The sequence below is a fragment of the Pseudarthrobacter sp. GQ63 genome (assembly GCF_059758765.1).
In genome coordinates this window covers 48609-75089 of record NZ_JCAXEF010000006.1, presented here as the reverse complement: position 1 = coordinate 75089, position 26481 = coordinate 48609, and the positions used below count along the sequence as shown (strand labels likewise).

The following is a 26481-nucleotide window of genomic DNA, read 5'->3' as shown; positions in this document are numbered from 1 at the left end:
CTCTCGTACCCCAGCGTTTCGAGACGCTGGGGTACGAGACACCCCCGGTGAGTTCAGAGAAGGAGCAGGAGCCCGCAGGCGGGATCGCCGATCGGATCAGCTGGTCACTTGTAGGACCTGAACACGATCGAGTCGAAAACGGCGCGTGCCTCTCTCACCAGCTCCGGATTGATCGATTCGTCGATGTGGCCCACTGCGACGACAGCCCGCTGTCCCTCCAGGTCGACCACTCGGTAGAGTACCAGCGCGAGCAGCCGCTGAGGAATGGGGTCAAGGGCTGGTGGCACTCAGCAAATGGGCTTATATCCCTCGACCGGGATGAGGAATGAGTCCATCGCCTTGAGTTCACATGCGCCGGGCAAAGTCAGAGTGCCCCCATATCTTACGAACACGCCGAGTGATTGCGGGTTGTTCAGCGCCTCGAGAAGCGCAGGCGCGGTCGCCTCGGGAATGTTCTCGATGGCTGTACCAAAAGAATGAAACTTGATGACTCCATCAACGGGGAGGTCCCCAGTGCCTGGTGGTTGAGTGCTGGACGCCTCATCGCTCCATGCAACCGAGCAGTATTCGGGATTGTCGTCATCGTCAAGATCAAGGGGGGTACCGATCAGTTTCTCGGACCCGTCGCTGGCTTGGCAAACAAGAGAATCGGTGGGATAAATAGCATGAAAGCTGAACTGCAGTTGATTGCGTGGCGCCTGCCTCTGGGGTGTGGTGTTTTTGAGCGATCCTGAGGATTTTCCTTCTCTATAGAAGATGTCAGTAAAACCGGGCGCAGCATTTGTGACCTTGCTGTAGAAACCTTCGCTCCGGCCTATGTAGCACAAGTTGTATGTATAGCCGGCGGTACCAATTGCGTCCGCGCATCCTTCTGCGTAAAAGCGTGAAGTTGCTTGCGACGCAGATGACTGTGTCTGAGTAGGCTTGCTTCCAAGCGTCGGTGTGGCCGGCGCCGGGGCGGAAGTCTCTGCAGGCATGAGAACTGCCGCCGTGGTGCTTTGAGCATTCGGCGATCCACTGCATGATGCCGTTAGAAGAACTAAAACGCTGGTAATGCCAAGAGTCTTCACGAACGTCTTCATCTAAATTACCTATCAAGTCATCAACGGCTGTTTCTTATGGACAGCGTAAAGGTGAACGAGCCCAACCGCCATCATCGTGCTTGAGGGGGGTCAACTCTCCACTGGAGTCCTCAAGTTCAGCTAATACGCTGTCCTGATAGACAAAAGTTTTTCAAGACATCCGTCCGCTGCCGCCAACAGAATGCTGACCCCGCGTTGTGGATCGCAGATAAATGGCCGCATTTTGCGGCGGTATTTGTCATCTTGGCCGCGCCGGCGTGAGGGCCTGTCAGTGATAGGCAGCAGTGCAGTCACATGTTTTCGTCAGATTGAGAGCGGGGCCTGAACTAGGACGGCTTCCTGAAGGCGAGCAGCCCTCTTACTGTGAGCCCAAGAAGGTTCAGGTCTAAGGCACTGGGCTCAGAAGCGTCGTAGAGGAATGCTTCGAACTCTAATTGCGATGCGTTACCGCCGTTGGCGATGTACTGAAGCCAGAGTTCACAGACGTCAACTTCGCCGCGTTCAATCATGGATCGCACTGTCAGTCGCGGGTCTTCCACAAAGACTACTCTCAGCTCGGGTCCACGGGTCCACGGGTCCACGGGTCCAGCGCTGGCCGCTCTCTCTGCATCCCTGCTGCTCGGGATCACTCAATCGTTCCACACGATGGAACGCGGTCCTGGCCAGAGCTGCAGGAGCCGCGGCGATAACCGTGGCGATGAGAGCCCACAGCCATACCTGCAGACCGTCGGTTAGGAAGATTTGCTTGGGTTTTTGTGATTCCCTCTTTCCACGCTGGCAGTGCCATAGAGCCGATCAACGCACGTCGCTGAGCCGCAACCCGGCCGGTCACGGTGAAGGTCGGGAACGCCAGTGCCCAGGTGGATGTACCCGTAACCCGCCAGCCGCCCACGGATTCCGCGACCAAGCATGCACTTGTTGCTCCACGAAGATGGTGGCAGGCTGATGGGACTTTCCGGTCCATGAGGTAGGGTCAGCGTAGTCAGGAGGGGGCATGCGAGGACTTCATTGGCCCAGCAGTCAGCTGCTCGGCGCCGGTTTTATGGGTGTGATTCTGGTCGGCCTGTTGGGATGCAGCACTGCTACCCCTGATGAGGACTGGCATGCAATAGCGAACGGCGTCGACGGGGACGTTGGGACCGTGGACGTGCGTAGCCTGTTGATCGTCTCCCGGGACGCAAGCCACCCCGGACGGTTCCTTGGCACTCTTTTCAATACCTCGACCGAGCCCGTGGATGTGGTCTTGTCGGACTCTGATGAAAGTGTCACTGTCCGCGTTGGACCTCAGGGAGAACTGGGTTTTGATACCAACCCGCTTCTCCTCTCCTCAGTCAGTGACATCACAGGTTCCAGGGTCGCCATCTCGGTGGCTGTCGGTTCGGAGAAGGAAGAGTTCTCCACCCCGGTGTTGGACGGCACGCTGCAGGCATACCGTCCCTTCCTCCCGCCAGCGGGTCCATCAGCCTCGACGAGGGCCCAGGAGTAGCGTCTTCATTACTGGGCGGTGGCCGCACCCCGTGATGGGCCGATACCCTACGCGCACAGCTCTGGCCGCTGCCGGAGGGTGTTGCTGTTCTTCTGTCCAGTGCAGTCCTTAGGCGTGGTTAGTTCCCATCTGCAAGCCTAATATTGGAACATGCGGTGCGTTCGTTTTAATGCCGCGTAGCAAGGATGGAATGACCATGTTCAAAACATTGCTTTGTAGAATGAACTTGGCGCATCACTGGTTAGCCACAGAGGTCCAGGACGGCTACTTCCGCAGGCGTTGCACGTGGTGCGGAAAGTACGATCGCCACAGCAGGATGGTTCCTGGTCGCATCGGCAGGGGCGGTCCGGAAAATCCCGGTGACGGCGGCTTGAACGGAATTGCTCCTTCCTCGCCCTTTATCTCACCGTAGGAACTCTTGGCCATGCGGACGCTCCAGTGGCCACGGCACCAGAGGTGAGGCAGAAACTGCAGGTCGGCTGCCCCGGCCAACAAGGTTGAGCCTGTCATCAAGAACCAGGACGGCAAGGTCGGCTCCCAGAATAGTTATGGCATTGGGTCCTGCCTTGACTGCTAGGGGTTCTCATCGGCTGCGCAGCACTGGCTAACCACTAGGGCCTGCGGCGAAACCTCGTCCCAGCCGTTATCGGTTCGGCTTGGCGGTACCTGCTGCTCAACACCGCCAAGCGCTGAAACCGTCAGGGTTACCCCCCCGACCAAGCTCTGACCGACTGGATCCAGCGTCCAGGTGCGCAGTTGTGCGCGGCAGACCTCACATGAACTACTTTGCGTTGCCATGCTCAAGGGTGGCAACACATTTCGCAGGGAACGGCTCAATGTTCCGTCAAGCCTTGCAAAAACGCCAGAGCTGACACGGGCGCATGGAGGATGCCCTGCCAGCCGGGTCAATAGCTGCATGGCACCGCAGTGCCGCGTCCCTGCGGACGGTGCAACGGCCACGTCAGCTAGGGCCATACCCGCCCAGTACTGGCTGCTTACTTGAGCTGACCCGCCCAGGCGTGCGATTTGCACCCGGCGACTTACCCGCCAACAACCTTGGTGACTGCAGCGATCCAACGGATGCCGGAAATGACACGAGGCATACAACCGGGAGTGGAGGAACGAGACTCGCTATGAAGCTGTAACGCGAGCCTCGACGTACCGGTGTTCACCAGCACGAACGGAACGCCGACAGAGTTTTTGGGCACAACAACCCGCCCAAGTGAAGGAATGCCCTTCAGGCCCTGCCAGACATTTTTGGAATGCCCAATAATTGATATCCCGTTAACTCAGTGCACACGCTGAAGCGGGAAAAGACCGCTGTCCTACGGGCGATCGGCGAGGAAATCGGCAGACCGGGCAACGTCGCCCCGCACGGCGTACTGCGCCTAGGCTCGAAGCCCTCCACAAGACGGCGGCCGCTGCGAGAACACTGCAAACCTCTTACCGTTGAACGCTTCTGGATGCTGCCTTCTCGTCAGCCGTTCTCCGCTCGGCCGATCACAACGGTCAGCTCCACTGGGACAGCGCGGCGGAGCGCGTCGTCAACGGGGGAGTGCTCGTCTGCCCATCGAACAATGTCGTGGAGAGCGGCTTCTTCCGTGTCATTGGCCGCTATGCGGACCACTGTGCGCAGAGCGAGGGGTCCTGCAGGAGTGTCCTTACCGACTCCCAGCAGACCGCGGTCATCTGAATCACTGTCAACATCAACTTCGAGTAGGTTTAGGCTGACTCCCTTTTCGGCGGCACGCATGGCGATGAGCGAGACCAAGCAGGCGGCGCTTGCCGAGCGCAGCATCCATCCTGGAGTAGGTGCGGAACCCTTCCCGCCAACTCCTGCCCCCATGTCCGTGACCAAGGACCAGCCGTGGGGGCCGCCGACCCGGACCCGGAGCCCATCTTCCAGGACGGCGGTGGCCGTTGAGTCGCGGGAGTGGGCCTTCTCGGGGTTTTCGTTCAAGTACTGCCGAGACCTGCTGATAGCTTGTGCTACTTCCGATTGCGACATCCCTGACACTTCAGTTACCCCCTAGAAGATGAGCCCGTGCCGCTCGATTAGCGGCATTGTTGCCTCGAAATCCACCTCGCCGCCGTACTCAGCTGCGAGGGCGGGAAGTGTATCGGGGGAGTATTCGCCGCCAGGCTCCCCGAGTCGGCGGAACAGTGCCTCGATGCCGCCCGGAACGATGATCTCGAGCACACGGAGTTCGTCGTCGCCGGCGTTCCAGAAGGTGTGCCAGCGTCCGCGGGGCTTGGCTACCAAATCGCCCGGCGCTGCCGTGATCTCGATGCCCTCCTCGATCACCCCGAGTGTGCCGGCCAGCACGAAGGTGTATTCGTCTTCGCGGCTGTGCCGGTGCATAGGTGCGGCCAACATCTTTGGCCCGAGCACGTGCTCGACCAGCGCAACCCTGCCAGAGGAAGCTGCGCTCTCGAGAAGGTACCGGTCCTGGAACCCTGGTTCTCCACTAACGTCGCCCTCACCTGCCCGGACGACGTGAGGGCCAGACGGCGTATCCACAGTGCCATGATAGGTCCGTGGGATTTGCCTTGGCACCCCTTTTCTGGACCTCCTAGTCCCGCAGCGGGGCAGCCACCGGTTCTGTCTAATCCGTTGCCGGATTCCGCTGAATAGAATCGCTCCTGACTACGCCGAACACGCAGGAGGGTGGCCGACATAACCGGTTCCGATGCGCCTTTTGACCCAGCCTTCCTGGACATTTCCGCCGTGAACCAGGCCCTGGTTAAGCTGTTCCGAACCGGCAACACCAGGACCATCGAAATGGGCGCCGCTGCCAGCTAGGCGGTGGGACGGTTTGCGGACGCAAGAAATGCCACCGCCGGTCTCAATGCTGCCGGCGTCAACTCAATTCTTGGGGTACATGGACCCTAACGCGAAGCATTGGTTTGGTGGAGGCTAGCGTGGCGTGTTAGGCCTTGGCGGGGGCCTTCCGCCGAGTTCGAAAGGTGGCTGAAATGACAAAGGTTCACTGCCCTGAGTGTGGCGCGGGGGTCGTCACCAGGGCCTTAGAGAGGCGCAGCCTGGACCGAGGTGCTGAAGTAGTTGAGGTGCCTTACCGTTGCAGCAGCCTAACTTGTCGCTACCATAGCGAGCCGTATCCCTTCGGCGCCTTTTGGGGGCAGGCTGGCGAAGAATAAGCAAGGCCGAGGCATTGGGGGGAGCCGCGGGGGAGCGGTTACCGGTCTTAGTAGTAGGGCCGTGAGGCCTGTAAAAATGGGTGGCATGGACAAATTTGAGGCCGCGCCCAGCGCTGGACAGGACACGATTCTGGAAGTTCGCGTGGAGCTGGTCGACAGCGAGCCGAAGATTTGGCGTCAGCTCGAGCTCCGGGGCTCTCTGGCTTTGGATCAGGCGCATACAGGTCCTGCAGGCAGCATTTGGCTGGGAGGACGCGCACCTGCACAGGTTTGTCGCAAGCGACCCGTTCGCGCCGCTGCGGCCGGTCGACGGCGAAGTTCCGGAAGTCCCACAGTGGCTTCCAGGGGAGGAGTGTGAAGAACCGGCGGACAGGCCTGAGGAGGATTGCTCCCTGGATCAGCTGCTTACATTGGGCTCAGGCAAAGCGTTCTACGAACACGACTTTGGTGACAGCTGGCTTCACCGGCTCGAGCTCGTTTCCCGCCAGCCGGCAGATGAAGACAGTCCGCCGGGCCGGCTGATTGACGGCGCCCGGCCCGGCCCGCTGGAGGACTCCGGCGGTTTTCCCGGCTACAAAGAGATCATGGACGCACTGGCCGACCCGACGCATCCTCACCACGCCGAGCACTCAGCCTGGGTCGCCGACATAACCGGCTCCGGTGCGCCTTTTAACCCTGCATTCCTCGGTACTCCCGCCGTGAACCGGACGCTGGCTGAGCAGTTCCGACGTACGCAGTCTGCGGAAAAACGCTGTAAGTGACGGGCAGGAAACAGCCCCTTTTCGGGCACTCCCCGCCTGTTTTAGAAGGCCGATAATGGAGCTTCCGTCAAGCTCCCTTGGTTCGAACGACAACAGCGCTGGCCAGCCGAACGACATAATTTCCCCCAATATGTCGCCGCCGTGATGCGGTAAAACGTAGACCGGGCGCTTGGCCTTGGGGCGCGAAACAGGGCGAAGACACACGCCTCCAGCTCCACAAGACTGTCGGTGCCCGGGAGCACCATGGAGCTATGACGGCTCCAACTGTTGAGGCAGCCATCCATGAACTGATGGATCTCGCCTGGAATCTTGTCTACGACCCGCTCGAGGAGCGGGGCTTGCTCGGTGACGGGTTGTCCGTCGAGGATTACACCGGGATCCATTTCCTGGGTGGAAGACCCTCACCCGCTACACAGTGGTCCACTCCCAGGATGTCGCTGTCCTGATTGCTTCTTCTCCTGGTGCTTCGCGAAGGCCATGATTGAGTCTTAGCGGCCCCATTGCGCCGGCTACCAGCAGGAGAACGCTGGGCAATTCTAGAAAAGAACATCACCATGATCCGAAAACTGCTTTGCAGATGCGGGATCGGCCACCACCGGCTGGCCCACATGAACGATGGCGAATTTCGCCGCCACTGCATTTACTGCGGGAAGGAAGACCCCCACACCGCCCGATGGGCGGGGAGGCCCTCAAAAGGGGACCACCCCGAAAGTCCTCACACCTGCGACTACTACTAGGGCCGCGCAGATCGTCATGATCACAGGACTGCTGTGCAAGCTCAACCTCCATCACCACTGGCACGTCGAACACACCGAGGATGGAGGCCTGTACAAGCGCTGTCTTTATTGCGGCAGGGATGGCGGCGGTGGGGACGGGGTCACCAACGGTTGGGCTCTACGTAGGTGGTGGTAGGTCGCCCGAAGGGAAACCAACAAGCAGACTTCCGTCGTGGGGACGACCGCTCCCCGGTCTATTGCCCGTTCCCCGGGGAGGGGTAGGAGGCCCATGATAAGAGGTACAGTCCGCTGTGTTTTGAATCGGAGACTGTCATGATCCGGGCCCTGCTCTGCAAGCTGAATATCCGTCACGACTGGCATGTCGAACACGCCGAAGACGGAAATGTGTACAAGCGCTGTCGGCGGTGCGGCAAAGACGACGATGAACACACCAGGGGAGGGGGTAATTTTGGTGCTTGGACAGGCGCGTGAAACGCGGCAGCGCTGTTCAGGTCATCGCCCACCCTGCGACTGTTGCTGTTCGTAGACACACGGGGCTGTCGATGCCATCGCCTTCCACTACGACCTGCTGGGCGCCGAGGACCCGACAAGCTTCTTCACTGTGAGTACCTAGACCCCACGGTCCAACCAGGCAGCATTTGGACGCTCCCGGGGCTGCACTAATGCTTAGTAAGCTAACGAAGGCGGCGTCAGCGGGGCCAAACCGCCTTCAGTTGGGCGGCTTGCAGATGCGGTCCAATGTTTCGTTGAGTGTGGACTCGATCCGGTCGTTCAGGGAGTCACGCTTGTCTTGGGTGGAGGGGTCCTCAAGTTCCGTGGGCATTGGTGGTGTTGTGACTGTCATCGCGGCCTGATACCGCCCGTCCGCGCTGCTGACCGCGACGGTCTGGTAATCCCAGAACCCGCCACGGCCCTCGTGCCGCGAGTCCTTCGAGCAACCGTCCGCATGCCCCCACACGCCCAGCCCGTACGGGTGAAAGCCTGGGCTGGTCTTCATTTCCCGCAGGGACGACGCTGAAACCGCCCGCCCCTGGAAGATTCCAGCCATGAGGAGGTTCAGGTCCGCCATCGTCGAAATAGCGCCCCCGGCCGGGTTGCCGACCATGAAGGTGTTGTCAGTGGTGTCTACTAGTTCACCGCGCAGGGTCACGTAGCCGTGCAGAATACCGGTTTCGTGCGGGTCAATACGGTCCAGGCTGGTGTTCTTCAAACCGAGAGGGCCTAAGACCTCCTCCTGCAGCACGTGGACGATGGGCTTGTCCCGCAGCGTCTGGATGAGGAGGCCGAGTGCGAGATAGTTGGTGTTCGAGTACTTGAATGCCCCCACATCATCAGAGCTCCAGGGAAGGGTCCCTGCCAGTTGCAGGCCCCGCTCCATCGTCAACGTTTGGGCGAGCACAGGGCGGAAGTCAACATCCTTCGGCAGGGCATCGGTGACTTCGGGCATTCCGGAGGTATGGCTAAGCAGCTGCCTCACAGTGATCGGGGCTGGTGGCGTGAGTGAAGTCGTGAATCCGGGAATGACGTCGTTGACGCGATCGTCGAGGCCGATGAGGTTGTCATCCACGAGCTTCAGCACGGCCACAGCCGTCACCGTCTTGGTGACGCTGGCGACAGCAGCACGGTCCGTTGGCTGCGCCGGGGTCCTGGTCTCAAGGTCACGCACACCGTAGGCCCTAGACCACTCGCCCTCGGGCCAGCGAATCTGGACGACAGCGGCCACCGCGCCCTCGTCAAGAAACAGCTGGACCTGATGCTCCAAGGAAGCGAAGGGATTCGGTGAGCTTGATGACTGTGCGGGCTCATCGGTGGACGAGGTACAGCCAGATACAAGGAGGACGACTGCGAGGGCCGCCCGCCTCCACACGCGGTTTTTCGTGCTCATTGCCGCATCCACTCGGGACGTCGTTACAGGTTCGGGGCCGCCCGCGGCACCGGATCCGGCCAGACCTGCGGCGGCACCGTCGCCCCAGCCCCTCAATCTTATGACTGGGCTTCGTCGTGGGGAACCCTTTGCCCAGTAGCTGTCTTCTTGGATGGGCCCAGCCGTATCCCACAGAAAAGGTGCCGCACGCCCGATCAGGGGACGGGCGGCACCTTTCCTGTCTGTCCGTCACCAGAAGTGGGCGACATCCACCATCAGCCGGGAACCGAACCCTGGCCCGTCGAGGGTGAAGACCCGGAACAGCAGTCGGGCGCGAACTGACGACAGATCGCTTCAGCCAGTCGGCACCCGAACAGGTCAGGTCATTTGGTGGAAAATTGCGGCAAGCAATACTGAAGCCGCCATCACGGGATGGCCAACCTCACAGCGTGAAGGGTTTTTTTCCCCTGCGTTTGGCTGCTGCGGGTTGCTTATCGGCTGCGCCGCGCTGGCTACCCTGTACATCATCCTGGTGCCCCGCCTGGTATCCGTTGTGACGTTCCGCTGGTCGTGGCCGGGGCCGGTGAGAGCCCACGGGCACGCGGCCCGCACAAAGCCCGGCGGTGGGTTAACACGATGCTTCAATTCGGGGTAGGCGATGTCGTGCGGGACTTCAGCTCTTGGTTTTCAATGATGGCCCGGGCTGCCCCGTTGTGATCCAAAATGTGGGTGAAGAATCGACCCAGTCTTTGGCTGGCCCAGCCTGCAATGGGTTCGGCTTGGCGGTGCCTGCTGCTGCATGACACCGCCAAGCGCTGAAACCATCGGGTTACCCCCGACCAAGCCCTGACCTACTGGACCCAGCATCCAGGTGCACAACCGTGCTCGCCAGACCTTTCACGAACTACTTTGCGTTGCCATGCTCAAGGGTGGCAACACATTTCGCAGGGAACGGCTCAATATTTAGTCAAGCCTTTCAAAAAACGCCCGGGCTGACACGGGCGCATTGAGGATGCCCTGCCAGCCGGGTCGATAGTATGGCACCGCAGTGCCGCGTCCCTGTGGACGGTGCAACGGCCACGTTATCTGGGGGCCACACCGGCCCAGTACTGGTTCCTTAGCTGAGCTGGCCTGCCCAGGGCGTTCGACTTGCACCCGGCGACTTACCGCCAACAACTTCGGAGACTGGGTGGTAACCCGATCCATTTAGGGAGTGACTACGCAACTTGCTGACGGAGTTCAAACCGGTCGTTAGACTTCCCAGACTGCGCGCTGGGGAGCCCGACAAGTAGCGGAAGGGCCCCACCATGAACCGTTTGATCCGCTTCATCCTCGCCTCCAGCGCCGGGCTGACCCTCGCTGTCACGGCCTCGCCGGCATTGGCTGCCCCAGGATCCGAGCCGGGCAGCAACAGCGCCCAGGTAGAACATGTCGAATCCGGCAGCCCTGACGGGACTTTCACCTCTGAGTACCGCGCCGCGACCCGAAACGTCGAAGGTCACTACACGACCAACGCCCGCGACCAGCTAACAATCGCCGGATCGTCCTTCGACGACAAAACTCACTACACCGTCACGGACACCGTGACAAAGTTAAGCAGCCAAAGCACTGTGACCGAGGACGGCGGGACGTGCCGCACAAATTCCCAGAACGTCGTCATCAAAGGGGAGACGCGCTGGGAAAGCTCGCGTTCAACCTGCTGAAATACGCGGCCCACAGCGTAGACCACAGGTTGGTCACTCATGTCTCCGACCCCTGCCGGCAGGGAGAGTGCACAGAACAGCATCTGCAAATGTTGTTGACACATGATGCGGAAACTCCCAGGGGAATCCAGACTTAGGTGGACCGCATCACTCGCTGTCGGCTCGAACGGGGCCCCGGTTCGCCGCCGCCACCGACTCCTCTGTGCTCTGCCGCCGCGGCTGGGCAAACATGGGCTGAGCCGATCGCGGCGGAGCCCACCTGCCGATTAGTACCGAGACCAGCCGTCACGGGACTTTAGACCCTGTACCCGACTGGGGAAGGCCTGCCATCCTGTCACATAGCTTTTGACCCTAACGGATATCGCGAACAGTGTTCCAATGCAGGCCGAACGTGGCGGAAAACATCGAAGCAAAACCCCCGTCCTGGATTGGGGGCGCGGGACGGGTTTCGGAAAGGAGCAGCCGTGGCCGCTGACGTCCCCTTATCCACGTCGCGGGCGCCGCGACGAAAGGCGCACCCCTCCATCCCACGCCTTGAGCTCTTGAACTGGGAATCGATGAACATGGCAACCATTGATGAGTACAGGGCAGTGCACGGCGGTGACGGACCGCCGAAGCGCAAGAGAACCACCGCCGAACTGGGCGATGGTGGGTGCAACGTCATATTCAACGGCAGCAGAGAGATTATCGGCCGCTGGAGCTCCTGGGAGACAGCGAGCCGCGCGCTCAACCGGCTGCAGCAGCTTGGCATCCACTACGAATATCGACTGGAGGAAACGCACAGGTGGGTAAAAGGGCCAGGAGCCACCACCCAATGCACCCGCTGCAATACCACACGCCAGATAGCGGCCGCAGTCAGCATTCTGTGGTCCTAACGGAGCAGGCTTCACAACGGACGAAGCGGTCGCCCTGGTCTAAGCATCAGCGCGGTTTGTAGACGTCTGAACGGTGCTCGATGCGGTGCACGTAGAGAACGTGGACTTCGACATCGAGGGTGAAAAGGACACGATAGTCACCCCGGCGGGCGGTGCGCAAGCCCAGCAGTTCGTTGGTCAGCGGTTTGCTGAGTCGGTAGGGATTGTCGGCCAGGACGCCGGTAACGAACTCGACGATCGCGGCGGCAGCCTTCTCCGGCAGCCGCCGGAATCCTTTCAGCGCAGGGCTGGTAACTTCAACTCTCCATGGTCCAGTATCGGAAGCCGGGGCTGCTTCATTCACCTCGGCGGCAGCCCGAACTCTCGACGCAGCTCCTCACCGCTGACAGTCTCGCCGGACGAGATGTCCCGCTTCGCCTGTTCTAGGTCCTCGCGGATCCCGGGCTGCGACAGCCAGTGAATCGTTTCCTGCAGCGACTCCAGGTCATCGGCAGACATTAGCACCGCAGACGGATGTCCGTGCCGGGTGATCTGGATGATCTCGTGCGTCTTGTCAGCTTCCTCAACCAAAGCCGAAAGCTTGTCCTTGGCCTCACTGAGCGGTACAGTTCTCACACGTCAATAATAGCCAAAAGTCCGGCCAGAAACTAGCCTGATTCTTAGCCGATCATACAAGTCCTGTAAAGGTTGGCGAGTTGGGGGAGTGTTTGGTGGGGCCCACTGCCAGCTATTGGAGGGCCCTCGCGGTCTACGCCGCTAGTCTTCCTTCGCTCCTTCCAAGACTGCACGTGCCGCTGGGGTGTCGTGAAGGACCAGCAGCCATGTTTCCTGCTCTTCAATCCTGCACCGGTAGAAGTCATGGGCGGCTTGTTTCGTGATCCCCAGCGCTTCGCCGATCTGGGCCCACGTCGCGCCGGCCTCTCGGGTGGATTTTATGACGTACCAGCGCCGGGCGGTGAGCAGCTCGACGGCCTTCGCGTTTGCACGCAGCGCCTCCAGCGCTGCGACTTCTCTTACCTCCGCGAGGAACTGCGCGGCCGCCACCCGGGCTTCGTCACTGCCGCTGAAAGAAACTTCCCGCCAGGTCTCACCGCGGTTGAAGTCTTCCCACACTCTAAGCAGCTCGTGGACATCTCCGCCGCTGAGCGCTTGCTCGACCGACCCCGCACCCTCCTTCATGAAGTCAAGCTAGCTTGACGACCGAGGCCGGTCGAGGGGTCTGCGCGTGGTTCTGTGCTGCCCCGGCAGGGGGAGCATTTGTAGAACGGGGCCGCGCCGAATCACTCCGCATCTTGTGGCAGGTGCCGGAAATGGCGAAACTCCGGCCAAATAGCGGTTGGCCGAAGTTCCATTCCACATCCTGCAGGCTGAACCTTGAAGTTGGCTGGGAAGGGTGAACGGTTCTCGAGGCATCACGGACCGTCATCCCGGTCGATGCTTCCACTTTTGATGCTTACGCTTTGGGCATGAGGGTTGTAAAGACCGACACCGTCGCCGTGCTGCCGGCCGTGCTGACCCGCTCGATTGTCCGCAAATTTAGAGGCCGTGAAATGGTGGCGGATCTGCTCGAAGGGACCGGATACGAATATGAAGCCGTCCTTGCGGAACTGGAAGCTGCCGGGTACATGGAGAAGGTCCGGGTCGACACTCAGGGCGACGTCTGGTGGGACTCGACCATCCAGGGCAATGCCCTGGCAATGGCAAGCTTCGGAAAGCCCATCAGCAGAAAAACCGCAGACCGCCTGGTAGCAGGGTCGGTGGAACGGGCGCACACCTACAACGGTGATCCGGGCAAACCCCTGTTCATCGGCACGCTCAGGGTTTTCGGAAGCTACCTCAGCCCGGGCATCGATCCACTCGGCGACGTCGACCTCGAGCTCACGTACGGCAGAAAAATCACAGACCGGCAGGCGCTCTCGGACTACACCAAGGCCACCGGACGATCATTCAACACCTACATGGACCAGCTGATGTGGCCGCAGACCGAACTGGTCCGGCACCTGAAGAAACGGTCCGCGTCCATCAACATCACGCTTGAGGACATCACCAGGATTACTGACACCTTCGACACCATCTACAGCATCGACGCGGACCCGGGGGCGGTCCCGCCGCCTGCCGACAGATCCCTCATCGGCAGGTGAAAAACGCCAATAACTGACCTGTCGCCAAACTAGGAGACCCCGTGGGTAGAGGTCACTCCGACTTACAGGTATGGCAGCGGCCCCCTGTAAGAATGGATTTCATGGACATCTTCAACGCCGGGGCGGGGGCCGACCAGGACTCGATTCTGGAGGTGCGCGTGGTGCTGATCGACAGCGAGCCTGAGATTTGGCGCCTATTCCAGCTTCGGAGCTCCTTGGCTCTGAACCAGGTGCACCAGGTCCTGCAGACAGCCTTTGGCTGGGAGGACGCGCACCTGCACAGGTTTGTAGCAAGCGACCCGTTTGCGCCGCTGCGGCCGGTTGACGGCGAATTCCCGGAAGTCCTGCAGCGGCTCCCAGGGCAGGAATGTGAAGAACCGGCGGACAGGCATGAGGAGGATTGCTCCCTGGATCAGTTGCTCGCGCTGGGTTCTGCCGAGGTGTTTTACGAGTACGACTTTGGTGACAGCTGGCTTCACCGGCTTGAGCTGGTTTCCCGTCGGCCGGCGGACGAAGATAGTCCGCTGGCCCGGTTGATTGACGGCGCGCGGCGCGGCCCGCTGGAAGACTCCGGCGGTTTTCCCGGGTACGAAGAGATCATGGATACGCTGGCCGACCCGACGCATGCAGACCACGCCGAGCACTCAGCCTGGGTCGCTGACATAACCGGCTCCGACGCGCCTTTTGACCCTGCTTTTCTCGACATTCCCACCGTGAACCGGACGCTGGCTGAGCAGTTCCGACGTACGCGGTCTGGGAAAAACGCGGTAAGTGACGGGCAGAAACAGCCCCTTTTCGGGGCACTCCCCCGCCAATTTTAAAAAAGCCGATAACCGACGTTATGTAAAGCTAAGGGCTGCGTATTGCATCAGATGCATCATTTGGCCTCCACGATGCCTTACATGCCACAAGGTCTCCTTCATCCGTACGGCCGGCGGCGGGACACCTTGATATTTGGGGCATCTCGCCGCCGAGCTGGTCCAGCGTGCCGAAACCGGTGTTCCAAAAGCCATCCTTGCCCGTGACTACGGGATCAGCAGGGAGACGGTCTACCATTACCTGCGCCACGCCAAACTGGCCTGAACCGCGCCCCCGCTGTCGCCATCGTTGTGACATAGTCGGGCCGGCCGTAGCTTGAACGGAAGGTCCGTTATCGGCCTTTTGAAACAGGAAGGGAGCCTCCAAAGGGGCTGATGCGCCCGTCGTTAGTGGCGATTTTCACCGGAATACGCGGGATCAGAACTGCTTTGCCAGTGCCCGGTTTCCGGCGGGAATGTCCAGGAAGGCCGGGTCAAAAGACGCATCGGTGCCGACTGTGTGGACCACCCGGGCTACGACGGGTCTGCCAAGGCATCCATGATCTCCTCATAGCCGGGGAAGCCTGCGGAGTCTTCCAGCGGGCCGCGTCGGGCGCCGCCCCTCAGTCGGGCCGGAAAACTGTCGTCGTCCGCGGGCCGGCGGTAAACGACCTCGAGCCGGTGAAGCCAGCTGTCGCCGAAGTCGTATCGTCCCCAGTATGGGCAGTGGGACGTCTTCGCGCAGAATCAAGCCCGTAGTTTCGGATTTTTGAAGTGGCCTTCCTGCGCGCCGTTGGATTAGAAATTCATCTTTGGTTCTGATCGGTACCGGCCGGTACTGCAAGATGTTCTTGGCGCAAATTTGCGAGAATCTGATCAACCAGTGCCTCAATGCCGCCTTCGGAGGTCACAGTCATTCCGGCTTCGGATGCCTCCAGGGCCTCAAGTGTCTCCAGCTGTGAGGTGAGAAGAGAAGGAGGCATGAAGTGTCCTGGGCGCTGGACCAGCCGCTCCATCAGCACCGAAGGGTCAACCTTTAAGAGGATGAACCTGGTGGAAGGAGCGGCGGCGCGGATCGCGTCGCGGTATGCGCGTTTCAGGGCCGAACACGCAACCACGATCCCATGCGGGTGTTCGGCCGCGAGTTCTGAGCCGACCAGGCGAAGCCAGGGCCATCTGTCTTCATCGGTGAGCGGTACGCCAGCCGTCATCTTTTCGACGTTCGGCAAGGGATGCAGGTCGTCAGCGTCCTTGAAGGTTGCCCCGAGCCGGGCTGCCAGGGCAGCGCCGACCTCAGTCTTGCCTGCACCCGAGACGCCCATGACGACGATGGGGCTATGCACTACAGGGCTCCTTGTTGTGCTGTTCCTGCGGGGATCGGCGTCAGCCGGGTCACTTCGACGGGTTTTTCCAACAGGCCTTCGAGGGATGCGTTCAGGCGTTTGACCGGTTCGCCTTGGCCGTGGGCATCGAGCAGCGCAGCCGATTCCCATTTCTCGATCATGAGAATCTGGTTGTTGGGGGCTTCGTGGATCGCGTAGAGCAGGCAGCCGGGTTCCTGGTGCACTTCGCTGATTGCGGGGGAGAGGGCGGCGACGACCTGGTCGAAGGCGCCTTCCTTCGGGCTGAAAGCAGCGGTGACGACGACGGTCATGGTGAGTTGTCCTTAGCTTTAAGGGCGCCCCTTGAGGGGCGGGGGAGGGTCCTTGAGGACGCGGCGCGGACCGACGGCTAAAGCCCGCCGGTCCGCGCCGAACATCCGCAGGGTGGTTTTCAGACTTAGCTACTTCGACGCTGTCTCAAGGGCAAGGGCCTCGGTTTCGCGGCGCAGTTCGAGGGCCTGGGCGAGTGAGTCGTCCATGATGACGTCGTCCCAGCGGACGATCCCGCCCTTGGCGACGTCACTACGCAGTTCCACGTGGTGGGCCAGCGCGACCGGCAGTGCACCGGTAGTGACGGAGTGCTTTGCGGAAACGAGCTGGCCCCAGACGGTGTATCCGCCTTCGCCGTCGAGGAATTCACCGGCTTTGAGGTCTTTCTTGGCGGTGGCGACGACGTCGCCGAAGAACCCGATGGGTGAACCCGTGGGGATTCCGCGGAGGACGGCGTTGGCGATTGATACGTTCAGTTCCAGGCCGACATAGTGGTAGGGGCGGTAGAGGGCGGCGTACTGGCCGGTGGGGTCCGGGTGCCAGGGGTATTCGTTGAAGCAACCGGAGACGTAGGCGTTGGTTGCCTTCACGACGACGAAGACGCCTTCCTGGGTGTTGTGGGGGATCCAGGTGCCGTCACGGTTAACACTGGACATGACGTCGACGGTCCCTTCATGTGCGAGGGCTCCTCCGACGTCGGCGGGGCGGCAGATTGAGGCGATTTCCTCAACGTCTCCGGGCGTGAACGTCAGCCCGGTGTCAGAGGGGACCAGTCCTGCCCCGTTGGCGACGGCAGCCATCTCGATGGCGGCCTTGGTGCCGTCGCGGAAGGAGGTGTGCATGTTGGGGTTCAGCTGCCCGGAGTCGGTGAGTTCCTTGGAGAATTCCCAGTTTTCCCAGACGTTGTCGGGGTTCATCTCGTGGTAGTGCTCAAGGAATTTGGCGCCCTTGCCGGCGCAGACGACGTCGAATCCGCTGGTGCGGGCCCAGTCGACAAGTTCCATGATGAGGGCCGGCTGGTCGCCGTACGCCATTGAGTAGACAACACCGGCTGCTTCTGCCCGCTTGGCAAGAGCGGGCCCTGCCAAAGCGTCGGCTTCAACCGTGACCATGATGATGTGCTTCTTCGTTTCGATGGCGCGCAACGCGTGCTTGACGCCAACGATGGGGTTTCCGGTGGCTTCCACGATGATGTCGATGTCGACGTCGAAAAGCTCGTCAGCATTGGCCACGATCGCGGTTGAGCGGTCCCTCAGGGCGGTTGCTATGTCGGGCGCGATCTGGTCTTTGGGCCATGCAACGAGTTCAAAAGCACCTTCAGCGCGCTTGACGTTGATGTCTGCGATGGCGACGACGTGGATGCCCGGGATGTTGTTTGCCTGGGCCAGGTACATCGTCCCGTAGCGTCCGGCGCCGATCAGGCCGACCCGGATGGGCTTTCCGTCGGTCTCGCGCTGGGTCAGGAGATGGTGCAGATTCATGGGTTGCCTTTCAAGGGATACGGCGCTGTTCCGGAAGGGATGCGGGTTGGTCTGGGATCAACCGCAGCTTTTGGGGCACTTACTTTTCACCTTGCGGCTCGCCGCCATTTGTAGTGAGGCTGCAGAACAGGCGGGATCGAATCGAACTAAGGTAAAATAAGTGGAACCGGTACACTTTTATGTCACAGGGGCAGGCCCAAGGTCAAGCCCTAGGCTGAAAAAGGTTCCAGATGTCCAGGAAGTGCCAGACAAAGGAGTAGGCGTGCAGAAACAACCGACCATCCGCGATGTTGCCCAGGCGGCCGGGGTGTCCGTTGCAGTGGTCTCCCGGGTGCTGAATCCGGGGTCAGGTCCAGTCGCTGCAGCTACCCGCAGCAGGGTGAACGACGTCATGAAGAACCTGGGCTACCACCCCCGCACGGCAGCCAGGGAGCTTAAGTTTGGCCCGCCTACTACGCTGGGGCTGCTGCTCGCCGATGTCTCCAACCCCTTTTTCGCCCGACTCGCGGACCAGGTGGTGCAGGAAGCGCACGCCCGCGGAATCCAGGTGCTGCTGATGACGACGCAGGAGGATGACCAGCTGGAGTCGGAGCGTCTTGCGACCCTGATCGAACGCAGGGTCAGCGGGATTATCGCTACCCCGACCGGCAACAATCTGGCCATCTGGAAGCAGCTCCAGGATCTGGGCACTGAGGTGGTTTTTGTCGACCGATCCATACCTTCGCTCCCCGAAGTTGATGTTGTCAGCATCGACAACTTTGAATCCGCTCGGTCCGCAACGGCGCTGCTGGCCGCCCACGGCCACCGCCGCATTGGGATAATCTCAGGGCCGGCTGCCTCCACTACCGGAAGGGACCGGATCGCCGGCTACCGGCAAGCCCTGGAAACAGCCGGCCTGGAGCAGGATGAGCTCCTCGTCCGGCACGCCGCGTTCCGCGGGCCAGCGGGAGGAGACGCCGCGTCCGCGCTGCTCAATATCGAGGAGCCGCCCACCGCTCTGGTGGTGGCAAACACCGCCCAGGTAACCGAAGTTCTACGGCGCCTCTCCCACGCCGGAATCGACATCCCGAGCGCCCTGTCCGTCATCGTCTTCGACGATTCACCCTGGACCGAACTCATGACCCCGGCCCTGACAATCGTCAGGCAGCCCATAGATCTGCTCGCCCGGCATTCCGTGCAGCTCGCATTGTCCAACACGCAGGGCAAGACGCCGGGAAAACCCAACATCATACGCGTAGCTGCCGAACTTGTCGAACGATCCAGCGTCGCCCGGCTGCAGTTCTCGAAGTAACAAGCTGGCATCCCCTCCTCAATGGTTTACAGCCGCGCCCGCCCTGTGGTAAAAAAGTGTACCGGTTCCACTTCGGGATGATTCACGGCGGGAAGACAGCCTGCGCGAGCACCGCCGCGTCTGCAAGGCACTAGGCAAGCGGGACGAGAAAGCAGCAAGAGCGACTTTCTCGACCATGTCCGCACAGCCCAAAATGCTTTCCACCACCGCCATCAATGCATCAGTACCCCTGTCCGTAAAGGCCAGGAACCAGCAAGTATTCAAAGGAGAATCAGATGCCAAAGCGCATCCTGGCCACCGTAGCTGTGGCCGTTGCACTCACCGTTAGTACTGCCCTCACCGGTTGCGGCGGGGGCGCGACCGGCGGCGCCGGCGCGGCCAGCACCACCGTGCGCCTCGGCCTCGGGGACCCCGCAGCCTCTTCCATGGGCGTCTCCGCAAAGCATTTTGCCGACAAGGTTGCCGAGCTGAGCGACGGCAAGGTCAAGGTCGAGACCTTCCCCGACGGCACCCTCTTCGGCGGGGACCAGAACGCAGCCGTCAACCTGCTTGGAAACGGCACGCTGGACTCGACCATCATGTCCACCTCGGTGTACGCGTCTTTCGAGCCGAAGATGAATGCAATCAGCCTTCCCTACCTTTTCAAGGACACGGAGGAGGTCACCAACTACCTTGAGGGCGAGCCGGGCAAGGAACTGCTGGGCTCACTGGACAAGCTGGGCATCAAGGGCGTGACCATGCTGACCCGTACTCCGCGGCACACCACCAACTCGGTGCGTCCCATCACCCAGCCTGAGGACTTCAAGGACCTGAAGCTCCGCGTACCGCAGAACGACCTCTGGGTTAAGTTCTTTGGCTCACTGGGCGCCAACCCGACGCCGATGGACTTCAAAGAGGTTTACACCGCCCTGCAGCTCGGCACTATCGACGGCCAGGAAAACCCCTTGGAAGTTCCAGTCAACAACAAGTTCTTCGAAGTCCAGGACTACCTCTCTCTGACGAGCCACATCTCCGACGCATTCGTCCTCGGGTTCAGCAAGAAGAAGTGGGACTCCTTCGATGAGGACACCCGGAAGGTCCTGCAGGAAGCTGCAGACGAGACCGCTGACTTCAAGACAAAGTACGACAACGACGAAGCCACCAAAACCCTCGAGAAGCTGAAGGGCGAAGGCGTGAAGATCAATGAGCTGACGCCCGAAGCCAGGGAAAAGTTCCAGGCGGCAGCGCAGAAGGTCTACCCCGAGCTTGAGGGCAAGGTGGGCAAGGAATTCGTCCAGTCAAGCCTTGAATTCCTCGGACGATAAAGTGACGGGTCCAGTGCAGGAGACGAGTTCAGTGCATGATGATGGAACCACGCCCACCCGGGGGGCCGAACACCAGGCGGCCGAACATAGCATCAAGGTGGTTCCGGTCAGCGACATCCCGGAGCCGCAAGGCGTGATCTGGAAGACCGTTGACGCCTTCCTCTTCATCGGAATCACAGCCATGCTGATCAGTGTCGCCATCCAGGTGGTCACCCGGCAGATGGGAGCTTCGCTCCCGTGGACCGAGGAACTGACGCGCTTCCTGTTTATGGACACCACCTTCCTGGGCATGGCAGCAGGCTTCCGGGCTGCAGCCCACCCCCGCGTCAGCTTTGCGCTGGCGTGGGGGCCGGGCTGGCTCAAAAAGTTCAGCCTCCACCTCTATGCCCTCTGCGGCGTCGTGTTCTTCAGCGTCCTGATTTACAAGACGTGGGAACTGATGATGCAGCAGATCGCCAGCGGGGAATCCAGCCCCGCCATCGGCTTGCAGATGTTCCTCGTAACGCTGCCCCTTGTGGTCAGCGCCGGATTGGCCATCCTCGCCCACATCAAGACTGTTTACTTCTCCCCGTTCATGCGGGCGAAGATCCTCGAAGGAGAGATGATCGCGTGAGCCTGACCCTGCTGGGCATCTTTCTTGTGCTCCTGCTGCTGGGCGTTCCCCTTGCAGTGTCCCTGGGCATCGGAGTCATCGCCACCTTGCTGATCTTCGATATCCCGCTGGATCTGCTCCCGCAGTCCATGATGAGTTCGATGAACAGCTTCCTGCTGGTGGCCGTTCCGCTGTTCGTGCTCGCCGGCAACCTCATGGCGGGCGGCGGCATATCAGACCGGATCTTCCAGGGCGCGGAAGTAATTTTCGGACGCTTCCGCGGCGGACTTGGTCAGGTCAACATCGCTGCCAGTGCGATCTTCGGTGGAATTTCCGGTTCATCTGTGGCCGACGTCGTCAGCCTTGGCAAAATCGAGATCAAAGCCATGACGGACCACAAGTACCCACGACCCTACGCTGCCGCCATGACCATGGTGACGTCCACCCTTTCGTCCCTCATGCCGCCGAGCATCCTTATCATCATTGCGGCCTCAACTGCGAGCGTTTCCGTAGGTGCCGCGCTCGCAGGAGGGCTTGGCCCGTCCTTGGTCCTGATTGTCGTGCTGATGATCATGAACTTCATCATTTCGGCCCGCCGCGGTTACGGGGAAATTTCAACAACCACCTTCAAGAAGGGCATCGCCATCATTCTGGCCGGCATACCGGCCATGGGTGGACCGGTAGTGATCCTGGTCGGCATGTTCAGTGGGTTCTTCACGCCCACGGAGGCTGCCGCTGTGGCCGTCATCTACAGCCTGCTGGTAGGCATCTACGTCTACCGGGACATGAAGTGGCGTCAAATGCCCAAAATGATCATCGACGCCGGCCTCACCACCGGAACCATCCTGCTCATCGCCATGATCGCCGGCGTTGCCTCCTACATTTTCACCATCGATGGGCTGCCGGTTAAGGTGAGCGGCTGGCTCCTCGGCGTCAGCACCAACCCCATCGTCGTGATGCTGCTGATCGGGCTGATCCTGATCATTATCGGAACCGTGATGGACATCGTCGCCGCTATCCTGCTCTGCTCACCGGTGCTGTTGCCTGCGGCCACCGCGGCCGGCATCGATCCCGTTCACTTTGTGGTCTACCTTGTCGCCGCACTGGCTGTCGGGCTCGTCACCCCACCTGTGGGTGTTGCATTGTTTGCCACGTCTTATGTGAGCGGGCTGTCGATGGAGAAGATTGTGAAGGCCGCGGTGCCGCTCTACGTGGTCATGGTGGTTGCCGTCGTCATGCTGGCCATCTTCCCGCAGCTCATCCTGTGGCCAGCTGATCTCCTGACCAACCAGTAACGCCTCAGTTCGTAATCCAAAACCTATCTGCTCGCCCCAATCGCTAAGGGATTCCAATGCCTGAACATGACCACCCAGCGCTTACCCTGATGGGATTGGGGCCGATGGGGGAACCCATGGCCCGCCGGCTGCTGAAGGGCTACGGCGAGCTGACAGTCTGGAACCGGACTGCTTCGAAGGCCGAAGCCTTGGTGGGCCTGGGCGCCCGCGTTGCGGCCTCACCTTTTGAGGCGGCCGCCGACATAGTTCTCACCGTGTTGCCGGACCTCAGCCACGTCGAATCGTTGCTTCCGGGAGAAGAGGGCCTGATAGCCGGATGGACAGCCCGGGGAATTGCCCGGCCGATACTCGTTGTGCACGGGACCGTCTCGCCGGGGGCAGTGGCGGCCTTTGGCGAACGGATGCTTCGCGAACATGGCGTCCGAGTCCTGGACGCTCCCGTCAGTGGCGGCACTGTGGGCGCCGAAAACGGCACCCTGAGCATCATGGTGGGCGGGGACGAGGACACGTTTAGCTCGGTCACCCCGGCGTTCGGGTTCATGGGCAGCACCATCCGGCACATGGGCCCCGGAGGTTCGGGCGCACTGGCCAAGGCCTGCAACCAAATCGTGGTCGCCGGCACGGTCACGGCAGTTTCCGAAGCCATGCTTCTCGCACGCGGCGGCGGACTGGATCCATCGGTGATGCTTGAACTGCTTCGGGGTGGGCTGGCGAATTCCGAGGTGCTGCGTCAAAAAGGGCACAGATGGATTGACGGCGACTTCACTGGTGGCGGCAGCGCCCAAAACCAGCTGAAGGACCTCAACTTCGTGCTGGGGGCGGCTGGAGCAGCACATCTGGAGCTACCCCTGAGCACGGTAATCAAGGATCTTTTCGACGATATGGTTGCGCGGGGCGACGGTGCCCTCGACCACACCGGCATCCTACGGACCCTTGCTCAGCGCAACCGCGCTTTCACGGAGACCTGAAAACCCTCACGAAAGACGAGAACCCACCTCACCCAATAGGCGCCGGCCCCAGCTCATCGAGCAGCTTCTGCATGGCCACATAAGCCTTGTTGCGGTACGCGATCAGCTCGGGGGTGCGCTCTGCCGGGACGTTGAGGAAGCCGGCACCGGTCTTGGTGCCGAGCTTCCCGGCCTCCACCAGGTCGGAAAGGATCGCAGGCGTTGCGAACCGCTCCGGGAACTCCTTCTGCAGGGATTTGTAGCAGAAGTTGTACACGTCCAGCCCGGCCATGTCCGCAATGGCGAACGGCCCGAAGAACGGCAGCCGGAAGCCGAACGTGGTGCGCACCAGGGTGTCCACGTCGTCCGCCGTCGCGATGCCCTGCTCCACCAGCTGCGCCGCCTCGTGGAACAGCGCGTACTGCAGGCGGTTGAGCACAAAACCGGTGGTGTCCTTGACCACGGCGGTCTGCTTGCCGGCGGCATGGACCAGCTCGCGGACGGCGCCCACGGTGGCGGCGGACGTTCCGGCGTGCGGGATGATCTCCACGCCGGGAATGAAGGGCGACGGGTTGGAAAAATGCACGCCCAGGAACCGCTCCGGGTTGCTGACCGGCGCGGACAGTTCGGCAATGGAAATGGTGGAGGTGTTGGAGCCGATGATGGCGTCCGGCCGGGCCGCTGCGCTGATGCGGGCCAGCGTCTGGTGCTTGATGGCCAGTATTTCGGGGACCGCCTCCTCGATGAAGTCCGCGTCCGCCACTGCCTCCTCGATGTCCTTCGCGGCCCACAGGTTCTGCTTCAGGATCTCGGTGGAACCGGCAGGGAACAGCCCATCGGCCACGAACTGGTCTGACTCAACCAGGAGCCGGTCGTAGTTTCCCTGGGCCACCTCCGCGGACACATCGGAAAGAGCCACGCGGGCACCTCCCAGCGCCAGGACCTGCGCGATCCCGCCGCCCATGTAGCCAGAGCCCACGATGGCGATCTTCCGGGCGCCGGGAGCGCCAGAGCTGGAACCGATAGATGGGTGGGATGAATTTTCGGTCATGATCAGACTGCTTTCGTGGATTCGGGTTCGTAGGAGCAGATGGCGTCCACCTTCGCGGCGGAGGCCGAGGTCTCGTCAAACCGGTAGCCGAGCCACTCGCCCACCAGTTTTTTGGCCAGTTCCAGGCCGATGACGCGCTGGCCCATGGTGAGGACCTGCGCGTTGTTGCTCAGCACCGAGCGCTCCACCGAGTACCCGTCGTGGGCCGTGACCGCCCGGATTCCCGGGACCTTGTTGGCCGCGATGGCCACGCCCAGCCCGGTGCCGCAGATCAGCAGGGCGCGGTCCGCCTCGCCCTGGGCCACCTTGCGGGCGGCGTCGACGGCGACGTGCGGGTACGCGGTGGTGTCGCCGGCACCAACGCCCACGTCCAGGACGGACGCAACGCGGCTGTCGGCCTCGAGCATCGCCTTCAGCGCGTCCTTGTACTCGACGCCGGCCTCGTCGTTTCCGATGACGATCCGCCATCCCGCCGCAGCGCCGGCGCTCATGCCTGGGCCCCCTGTCCGGCAGCCACAGCGGCCGCCCTGGGAGAGGACAGCGATGGTGACGACTCGAAGTAGTCAGAGACCCGGGTGGCGATCAGTGCAAAGGACACCGCTCCCGGATCCGGGTGGCCCAGGCTCTTTTCGGCCAGCGGCCGCGCCCTTCCCTTCAGCGGGCGCAGGGATGCGGTGGCGTCGGCCGCCTGCCGGGCGGCGGTCACCGCGGAGGCCAGCGCCCCGGTCACTGGCGTGCCGCCGTCGAACGCAGCAACGAAGGCGTTCCGGAAGGGAAGCAGCGCGTCCACCATGGTCTTGTCGCCCACATCAGCCTTGCCCAGGATGGTGACGGCGTCCGCGAAGGCGGTCACTGCGGCCGCCGCGTCCCCGCCGCTGTACGAGTCCTTGTTGCCGAGGGCCCGCCCTGCCGCCGCCAGGGCCGATCCCCAGAGCGCCCCCGACGTGCCGCCGGCGCGCTCGCTCCATGCTTCGCCTGCCGCGGTAAGGACGCGGTGAACCGAAAGTCCCGCGCCAACAGCTTCTCCGGCCGCCGCCACCGCGGCGTCCACGCCCCGGCGCATGCCGACGCCATGGTCGCCGTCGCCGGCAATGGCATCCAGCCTGCCCAGTTCACGTTCATGGTCGACGACGGCGTCCCTCGCCTGGGCGAGCACGGCGGCTGCCAGCCGGCCCAGCCCGGCGGCTGCCGCCGTCGTATCTTCCCCCTCGGCGTCCAAGGCACCTTCCGGTGCGGCCACTTCCCGCCGTGCCCGCGGTGCTATGCTGCCCTTGCGGTACCCGGGGGTGTCGGCCGGGGCTGTCCAGTATCGCTCCAGTTCGTCATCCAGCCACAGCAGCGTGAGGGACAGGCCGGACATGTCCAGGCTGGTGACCAGCTCGCCGCATTCCGGCTCCACGATGGTCAGGCCCTCGGCGGTGAGGAGCTTGTCGATCTTGCCGAACAGCAGGAACAGTTCCTCGTACTTCACCCGGCCCAGTCCGTTAAGGATGGCCACCACACGGTTCCCGGCATCATCGGGCTTGTCCCGGAGCAGGCCGGAAACCAGCAGTTCGGCCAGTTCGGACGCCGTGGGCATGGGATGGTCCGAGATTCCGGGTTCGCCATGGATGCCCAGCCCGAGCGACATCCCACCGGCCGGCACATGGAACAGGGGTTCGGCAGCGCCCGGCAGGGTGCAGCCGTCGAACGCCACGCCGAGGGACCGCGTGCGGTGGTTGGCCAGCACGGCAAGCCGTTCGACGCCGTCCAGGTCCAGTCCCGCTTCAGCTGCGGCGCCGGCGATCTTGAAGACCGTCAGGTCCCCGGCGATCCCGCGGCGTTTCTCGATCTGGTCCAGCGGGGCGCTGGCGATGTCATCCGTGACCAAAACGGTGCGGGTCTCGATGCCTTCGGCGTTGAGGCGCTGCTGCGCCTCGCCGAAGTGGATCACGTCCCCGGCGTAGTTGCCGAAGCTGAACAGAACGCCGCCGCCCGCGTTGGCCGCCTTGGCCACCCGGTACGCCTGCCCGGCTGACGGCGACGTGAAGATGTTGCCGCACACGGCGCCTGCGGCGAGGCCGGGACCCACCAGGCCGGCGAAGGCCGGGTAGTGGCCGGAGCCGCCGCCCACCACCACGGCCACCTGGCCGGCGGGCACCTCGGTGGAGCGGACAACGCCGCCGTCCACCCTGGCCACGTAGCCGCGGTTGGCTGCCACCAGGCCGTCCAGTGCCTCCTCCGCAAAGTCTGCGGGGTTGTCAAAGATCTGGGTCATGGTTTC

The 26481-nt window shown here is 62.0% G+C and carries 27 protein-coding genes and 3 pseudogenes; 14 read left to right on the top strand and 16 right to left on the bottom strand.

Annotated elements, in window-relative coordinates:
- Nucleotides 1–287: 287 nt before the first annotated feature.
- Both AC6CHP_RS12040 and AC6CHP_RS12035 read right to left on the bottom strand, forming a co-directional pair.
- Nucleotides 288–1082, bottom strand: a complete 795-nt coding sequence (locus AC6CHP_RS12040; protein ID WP_498230082.1) for a hypothetical protein — start codon at nt 1080–1082, stop codon at nt 288–290.
- A 326-nt stretch (nt 1083–1408) separates the two neighbouring features.
- On the bottom strand, nt 1409–1591 hold the full coding sequence (locus tag AC6CHP_RS12035) for a hypothetical protein (RefSeq protein WP_436055931.1): 183 nt from the start codon (nt 1589–1591) through the stop codon (nt 1409–1411).
- Nucleotides 1592–2076: 485 nt separating this feature from the next.
- On the opposite strand from AC6CHP_RS12035, the gene AC6CHP_RS12030 reads away from it, so the two are divergent.
- Nucleotides 2077–2568 (top strand): hypothetical protein, encoded by a 492-nt coding sequence (locus AC6CHP_RS12030; protein WP_498230079.1) that lies wholly within the window; start codon nt 2077–2079, stop codon nt 2566–2568.
- A gap of 1477 nt (nt 2569–4045) precedes the next feature.
- Here AC6CHP_RS12030 and AC6CHP_RS12025 read toward each other — a convergent pair.
- Nucleotides 4046–4528 (bottom strand): OsmC family protein, encoded by a 483-nt coding sequence (locus tag AC6CHP_RS12025; RefSeq protein WP_436055933.1) that lies wholly within the window; start codon nt 4526–4528, stop codon nt 4046–4048.
- Between the two features lie 69 nt (nt 4529–4597).
- Complete coding sequence (locus AC6CHP_RS12020; RefSeq protein WP_498230077.1) at nt 4598–5089, bottom strand: cupin domain-containing protein; 492 nt, start codon at nt 5087–5089, stop codon at nt 4598–4600.
- Between the two features lie 147 nt (nt 5090–5236).
- Here AC6CHP_RS12020 and AC6CHP_RS12015 point away from each other — a divergent pair, with 147 nt between their 5' ends.
- The 3 genes from AC6CHP_RS12015 to AC6CHP_RS12005 all read left to right on the top strand — a co-directional run bounded on the left by AC6CHP_RS12015 (nt 5237) and on the right by AC6CHP_RS12005 (nt 6934).
- The gene (locus AC6CHP_RS12015) at nt 5237–5371 is read left to right on the top strand and encodes a hypothetical protein (protein WP_436055935.1); all 135 of its coding nucleotides are present in this window, start codon (nt 5237–5239) and stop codon (nt 5369–5371) included.
- 436 nt (nt 5372–5807) lie between these two features.
- The gene (locus AC6CHP_RS12010) at nt 5808–6488 is read left to right on the top strand and encodes a plasmid pRiA4b ORF-3 family protein (protein WP_436055936.1); all 681 of its coding nucleotides are present in this window, start codon (nt 5808–5810) and stop codon (nt 6486–6488) included.
- Nucleotides 6489–6739: 251 nt separating this feature from the next.
- On the top strand, nt 6740–6934 hold the full coding sequence (locus AC6CHP_RS12005) for a hypothetical protein (RefSeq protein ID WP_498230074.1): 195 nt from the start codon (nt 6740–6742) through the stop codon (nt 6932–6934).
- 1000 nt (nt 6935–7934) lie between these two features.
- Here AC6CHP_RS12005 and AC6CHP_RS12000 read toward each other — a convergent pair.
- Together AC6CHP_RS12000 and AC6CHP_RS11995 are read right to left on the bottom strand one after the other, a co-directional pair.
- Nucleotides 7935–9110 (bottom strand): serine hydrolase domain-containing protein, encoded by a 1176-nt coding sequence (locus AC6CHP_RS12000; RefSeq protein WP_498230072.1) that lies wholly within the window; start codon nt 9108–9110, stop codon nt 7935–7937.
- Between the two features lie 228 nt (nt 9111–9338).
- Nucleotides 9339–9428 (bottom strand): annotated as a pseudogene (locus AC6CHP_RS11995) (AMIN-like domain-containing (lipo)protein); the annotation flags it as partial.
- 968 nt (nt 9429–10396) lie between these two features.
- On the opposite strand from AC6CHP_RS11995, the gene AC6CHP_RS11990 reads away from it, so the two are divergent.
- Nucleotides 10397–10792 carry a hypothetical protein gene (locus tag AC6CHP_RS11990; protein WP_436055939.1) on the top strand — a complete coding sequence of 132 codons (396 nt, stop codon included), beginning with the start codon at nt 10397–10399 and terminating at the stop codon, nt 10790–10792.
- Between the two features lie 464 nt (nt 10793–11256).
- Nucleotides 11257–11667 (top strand): hypothetical protein, encoded by a 411-nt coding sequence (locus tag AC6CHP_RS11985; protein ID WP_498230070.1) that lies wholly within the window; start codon nt 11257–11259, stop codon nt 11665–11667.
- 46 nt (nt 11668–11713) lie between these two features.
- Here the strand turns inward: AC6CHP_RS11985 and AC6CHP_RS11980 are convergent, their stop codons facing one another.
- From AC6CHP_RS11980 to AC6CHP_RS11970, 3 genes are all read right to left on the bottom strand, one after another.
- Nucleotides 11714–12010: a type II toxin-antitoxin system RelE family toxin gene (locus AC6CHP_RS11980; RefSeq protein ID WP_436055941.1), complete on the bottom strand. Its 297-nt coding sequence runs from the start codon at nt 12008–12010 to the stop codon at nt 11714–11716.
- Nucleotides 12007–12282 carry a type II toxin-antitoxin system Phd/YefM family antitoxin gene (locus AC6CHP_RS11975; RefSeq protein WP_436055942.1) on the bottom strand — a complete coding sequence of 92 codons (276 nt, stop codon included), beginning with the start codon at nt 12280–12282 and terminating at the stop codon, nt 12007–12009. Before AC6CHP_RS11975 ends, AC6CHP_RS11980 begins: the two co-directional genes overlap by 4 nt.
- Before the next feature lie 141 nt (nt 12283–12423).
- The gene (locus AC6CHP_RS11970) at nt 12424–12846 is read right to left on the bottom strand and encodes a hypothetical protein (RefSeq protein WP_436055943.1); all 423 of its coding nucleotides are present in this window, start codon (nt 12844–12846) and stop codon (nt 12424–12426) included.
- A 287-nt stretch (nt 12847–13133) separates the two neighbouring features.
- On the opposite strand from AC6CHP_RS11970, the gene AC6CHP_RS11965 reads away from it, so the two are divergent.
- From AC6CHP_RS11965 to AC6CHP_RS11955, 3 genes and pseudogenes are all read left to right on the top strand, one after another.
- On the top strand, nt 13134–13808 hold the full coding sequence (locus AC6CHP_RS11965) for a hypothetical protein (protein ID WP_498230067.1): 675 nt from the start codon (nt 13134–13136) through the stop codon (nt 13806–13808).
- A gap of 101 nt (nt 13809–13909) precedes the next feature.
- Nucleotides 13910–14629, top strand: coding sequence for a plasmid pRiA4b ORF-3 family protein (locus AC6CHP_RS11960; RefSeq protein ID WP_436055945.1), 720 nt, complete (start codon nt 13910–13912; stop codon nt 14627–14629).
- A gap of 145 nt (nt 14630–14774) precedes the next feature.
- A pseudogene (locus AC6CHP_RS11955) lies at nt 14775–14891 on the top strand (helix-turn-helix domain-containing protein); the annotation flags it as partial.
- A gap of 248 nt (nt 14892–15139) precedes the next feature.
- On the opposite strand, the pseudogene AC6CHP_RS11950 reads toward AC6CHP_RS11955, so the two are convergent.
- The 4 genes and pseudogenes from AC6CHP_RS11950 to AC6CHP_RS11935 all read right to left on the bottom strand — a co-directional run.
- A pseudogene (locus tag AC6CHP_RS11950) lies at nt 15140–15256 on the bottom strand (plasmid pRiA4b ORF-3 family protein); the annotation flags it as partial.
- Nucleotides 15257–15411: 155 nt separating this feature from the next.
- A complete protein-coding gene (locus AC6CHP_RS11945; RefSeq protein ID WP_498230065.1) occupies nt 15412–15948 on the bottom strand; it encodes a gluconokinase in 537 nt (178 codons plus the stop codon).
- Nucleotides 15948–16259: a putative quinol monooxygenase gene (locus AC6CHP_RS11940; RefSeq protein WP_498230063.1), complete on the bottom strand. Its 312-nt coding sequence runs from the start codon at nt 16257–16259 to the stop codon at nt 15948–15950. Before AC6CHP_RS11940 ends, AC6CHP_RS11945 begins: the two co-directional genes overlap by 1 nt.
- A gap of 129 nt (nt 16260–16388) precedes the next feature.
- On the bottom strand, nt 16389–17738 hold the full coding sequence (locus tag AC6CHP_RS11935) for an NAD(P)H-dependent oxidoreductase (protein WP_498230061.1): 1350 nt from the start codon (nt 17736–17738) through the stop codon (nt 16389–16391).
- A 262-nt stretch (nt 17739–18000) separates the two neighbouring features.
- Here AC6CHP_RS11935 and AC6CHP_RS11930 point away from each other — a divergent pair, with 262 nt between their 5' ends.
- The 5 genes from AC6CHP_RS11930 (at nt 18001) to AC6CHP_RS11910 (ending at nt 23188) form a co-directional block, all read left to right on the top strand.
- Entirely contained in the window at nt 18001–19029 is a 1029-nt protein-coding gene (locus AC6CHP_RS11930) for a LacI family DNA-binding transcriptional regulator (protein WP_498230059.1), read from the top strand.
- Nucleotides 19030–19304: 275 nt separating this feature from the next.
- A complete protein-coding gene (locus tag AC6CHP_RS11925; protein WP_498230057.1) occupies nt 19305–20333 on the top strand; it encodes a DctP family TRAP transporter solute-binding subunit in 1029 nt (342 codons plus the stop codon).
- A 31-nt stretch (nt 20334–20364) separates the two neighbouring features.
- Nucleotides 20365–20946: a TRAP transporter small permease gene (locus AC6CHP_RS11920; RefSeq protein ID WP_498230055.1), complete on the top strand. Its 582-nt coding sequence runs from the start codon at nt 20365–20367 to the stop codon at nt 20944–20946.
- Nucleotides 20943–22220 carry a TRAP transporter large permease gene (locus AC6CHP_RS11915; protein WP_498230053.1) on the top strand — a complete coding sequence of 426 codons (1278 nt, stop codon included), beginning with the start codon at nt 20943–20945 and terminating at the stop codon, nt 22218–22220. The genes AC6CHP_RS11920 and AC6CHP_RS11915 overlap by 4 nt, the downstream gene beginning before the upstream one ends.
- A gap of 56 nt (nt 22221–22276) precedes the next feature.
- Nucleotides 22277–23188: an NAD(P)-dependent oxidoreductase gene (locus tag AC6CHP_RS11910; protein ID WP_498230051.1), complete on the top strand. Its 912-nt coding sequence runs from the start codon at nt 22277–22279 to the stop codon at nt 23186–23188.
- 28 nt (nt 23189–23216) lie between these two features.
- On the opposite strand, the gene AC6CHP_RS11905 is transcribed toward AC6CHP_RS11910, so the two are convergent.
- From AC6CHP_RS11905 to AC6CHP_RS11895, 3 genes are read right to left on the bottom strand one after another with little or no spacing between them, the layout of a single operon-like run.
- Nucleotides 23217–24218 carry a 3-hydroxyacyl-CoA dehydrogenase family protein gene (locus AC6CHP_RS11905; protein ID WP_498230049.1) on the bottom strand — a complete coding sequence of 334 codons (1002 nt, stop codon included), beginning with the start codon at nt 24216–24218 and terminating at the stop codon, nt 23217–23219.
- A gap of 2 nt (nt 24219–24220) precedes the next feature.
- The gene (locus tag AC6CHP_RS11900; RefSeq protein ID WP_188728648.1) at nt 24221–24709 is read right to left on the bottom strand and encodes a ribose-5-phosphate isomerase; all 489 of its coding nucleotides are present in this window, start codon (nt 24707–24709) and stop codon (nt 24221–24223) included.
- On the bottom strand, nt 24706–26475 hold the full coding sequence (locus AC6CHP_RS11895; RefSeq protein WP_498230046.1) for a dihydroxyacetone kinase family protein: 1770 nt from the start codon (nt 26473–26475) through the stop codon (nt 24706–24708). The genes AC6CHP_RS11900 and AC6CHP_RS11895 overlap by 4 nt, the downstream gene beginning before the upstream one ends.
- Nucleotides 26476–26481 lie beyond the last annotated feature (6 nt).

What these genes read in the sequence shown, in the direction of transcription:
- AC6CHP_RS12040 (WP_498230082.1), bottom strand. Translation starts at nt 1,082, where the DNA reads ATGAAGACGTTCGTGAAGACTCTTGGCATTACCAGCGTTTTAGTTCTT.
- AC6CHP_RS12035 (WP_436055931.1), bottom strand. Translation starts at nt 1,591, where the DNA reads ATGATTGAACGCGGCGAAGTTGACGTCTGTGAACTCTGGCTTCAGTAC.
- AC6CHP_RS12030 (WP_498230079.1), top strand. Translation starts at nt 2,077, where the DNA reads ATGCGAGGACTTCATTGGCCCAGCAGTCAGCTGCTCGGCGCCGGTTTT.
- AC6CHP_RS12005 (WP_498230074.1), top strand. Translation starts at nt 6,740, where the DNA reads ATGACGGCTCCAACTGTTGAGGCAGCCATCCATGAACTGATGGATCTC.
- AC6CHP_RS12000 (WP_498230072.1), bottom strand. Translation starts at nt 9,110, where the DNA reads ATGAGCACGAAAAACCGCGTGTGGAGGCGGGCGGCCCTCGCAGTCGTC.
- AC6CHP_RS11990 (WP_436055939.1), top strand. Translation starts at nt 10,397, where the DNA reads ATGAACCGTTTGATCCGCTTCATCCTCGCCTCCAGCGCCGGGCTGACC.
- AC6CHP_RS11970 (WP_436055943.1), bottom strand. Translation starts at nt 12,846, where the DNA reads ATGAAGGAGGGTGCGGGGTCGGTCGAGCAAGCGCTCAGCGGCGGAGAT.
- AC6CHP_RS11965 (WP_498230067.1), top strand. Translation starts at nt 13,134, where the DNA reads ATGAGGGTTGTAAAGACCGACACCGTCGCCGTGCTGCCGGCCGTGCTG.
- AC6CHP_RS11960 (WP_436055945.1), top strand. Translation starts at nt 13,910, where the DNA reads ATGGACATCTTCAACGCCGGGGCGGGGGCCGACCAGGACTCGATTCTG.
- AC6CHP_RS11940 (WP_498230063.1), bottom strand. Translation starts at nt 16,259, where the DNA reads ATGACCGTCGTCGTCACCGCTGCTTTCAGCCCGAAGGAAGGCGCCTTC.
- AC6CHP_RS11935 (WP_498230061.1), bottom strand. Translation starts at nt 17,738, where the DNA reads ATGAATCTGCACCATCTCCTGACCCAGCGCGAGACCGACGGAAAGCCC.
- AC6CHP_RS11925 (WP_498230057.1), top strand. Translation starts at nt 19,305, where the DNA reads ATGCCAAAGCGCATCCTGGCCACCGTAGCTGTGGCCGTTGCACTCACC.
- AC6CHP_RS11910 (WP_498230051.1), top strand. Translation starts at nt 22,277, where the DNA reads ATGCCTGAACATGACCACCCAGCGCTTACCCTGATGGGATTGGGGCCG.
- AC6CHP_RS11905 (WP_498230049.1), bottom strand. Translation starts at nt 24,218, where the DNA reads ATGACCGAAAATTCATCCCACCCATCTATCGGTTCCAGCTCTGGCGCT.
- AC6CHP_RS11900 (WP_188728648.1), bottom strand. Translation starts at nt 24,709, where the DNA reads ATGAGCGCCGGCGCTGCGGCGGGATGGCGGATCGTCATCGGAAACGAC.
- AC6CHP_RS11895 (WP_498230046.1), bottom strand. Translation starts at nt 26,475, where the DNA reads ATGACCCAGATCTTTGACAACCCCGCAGACTTTGCGGAGGAGGCACTG.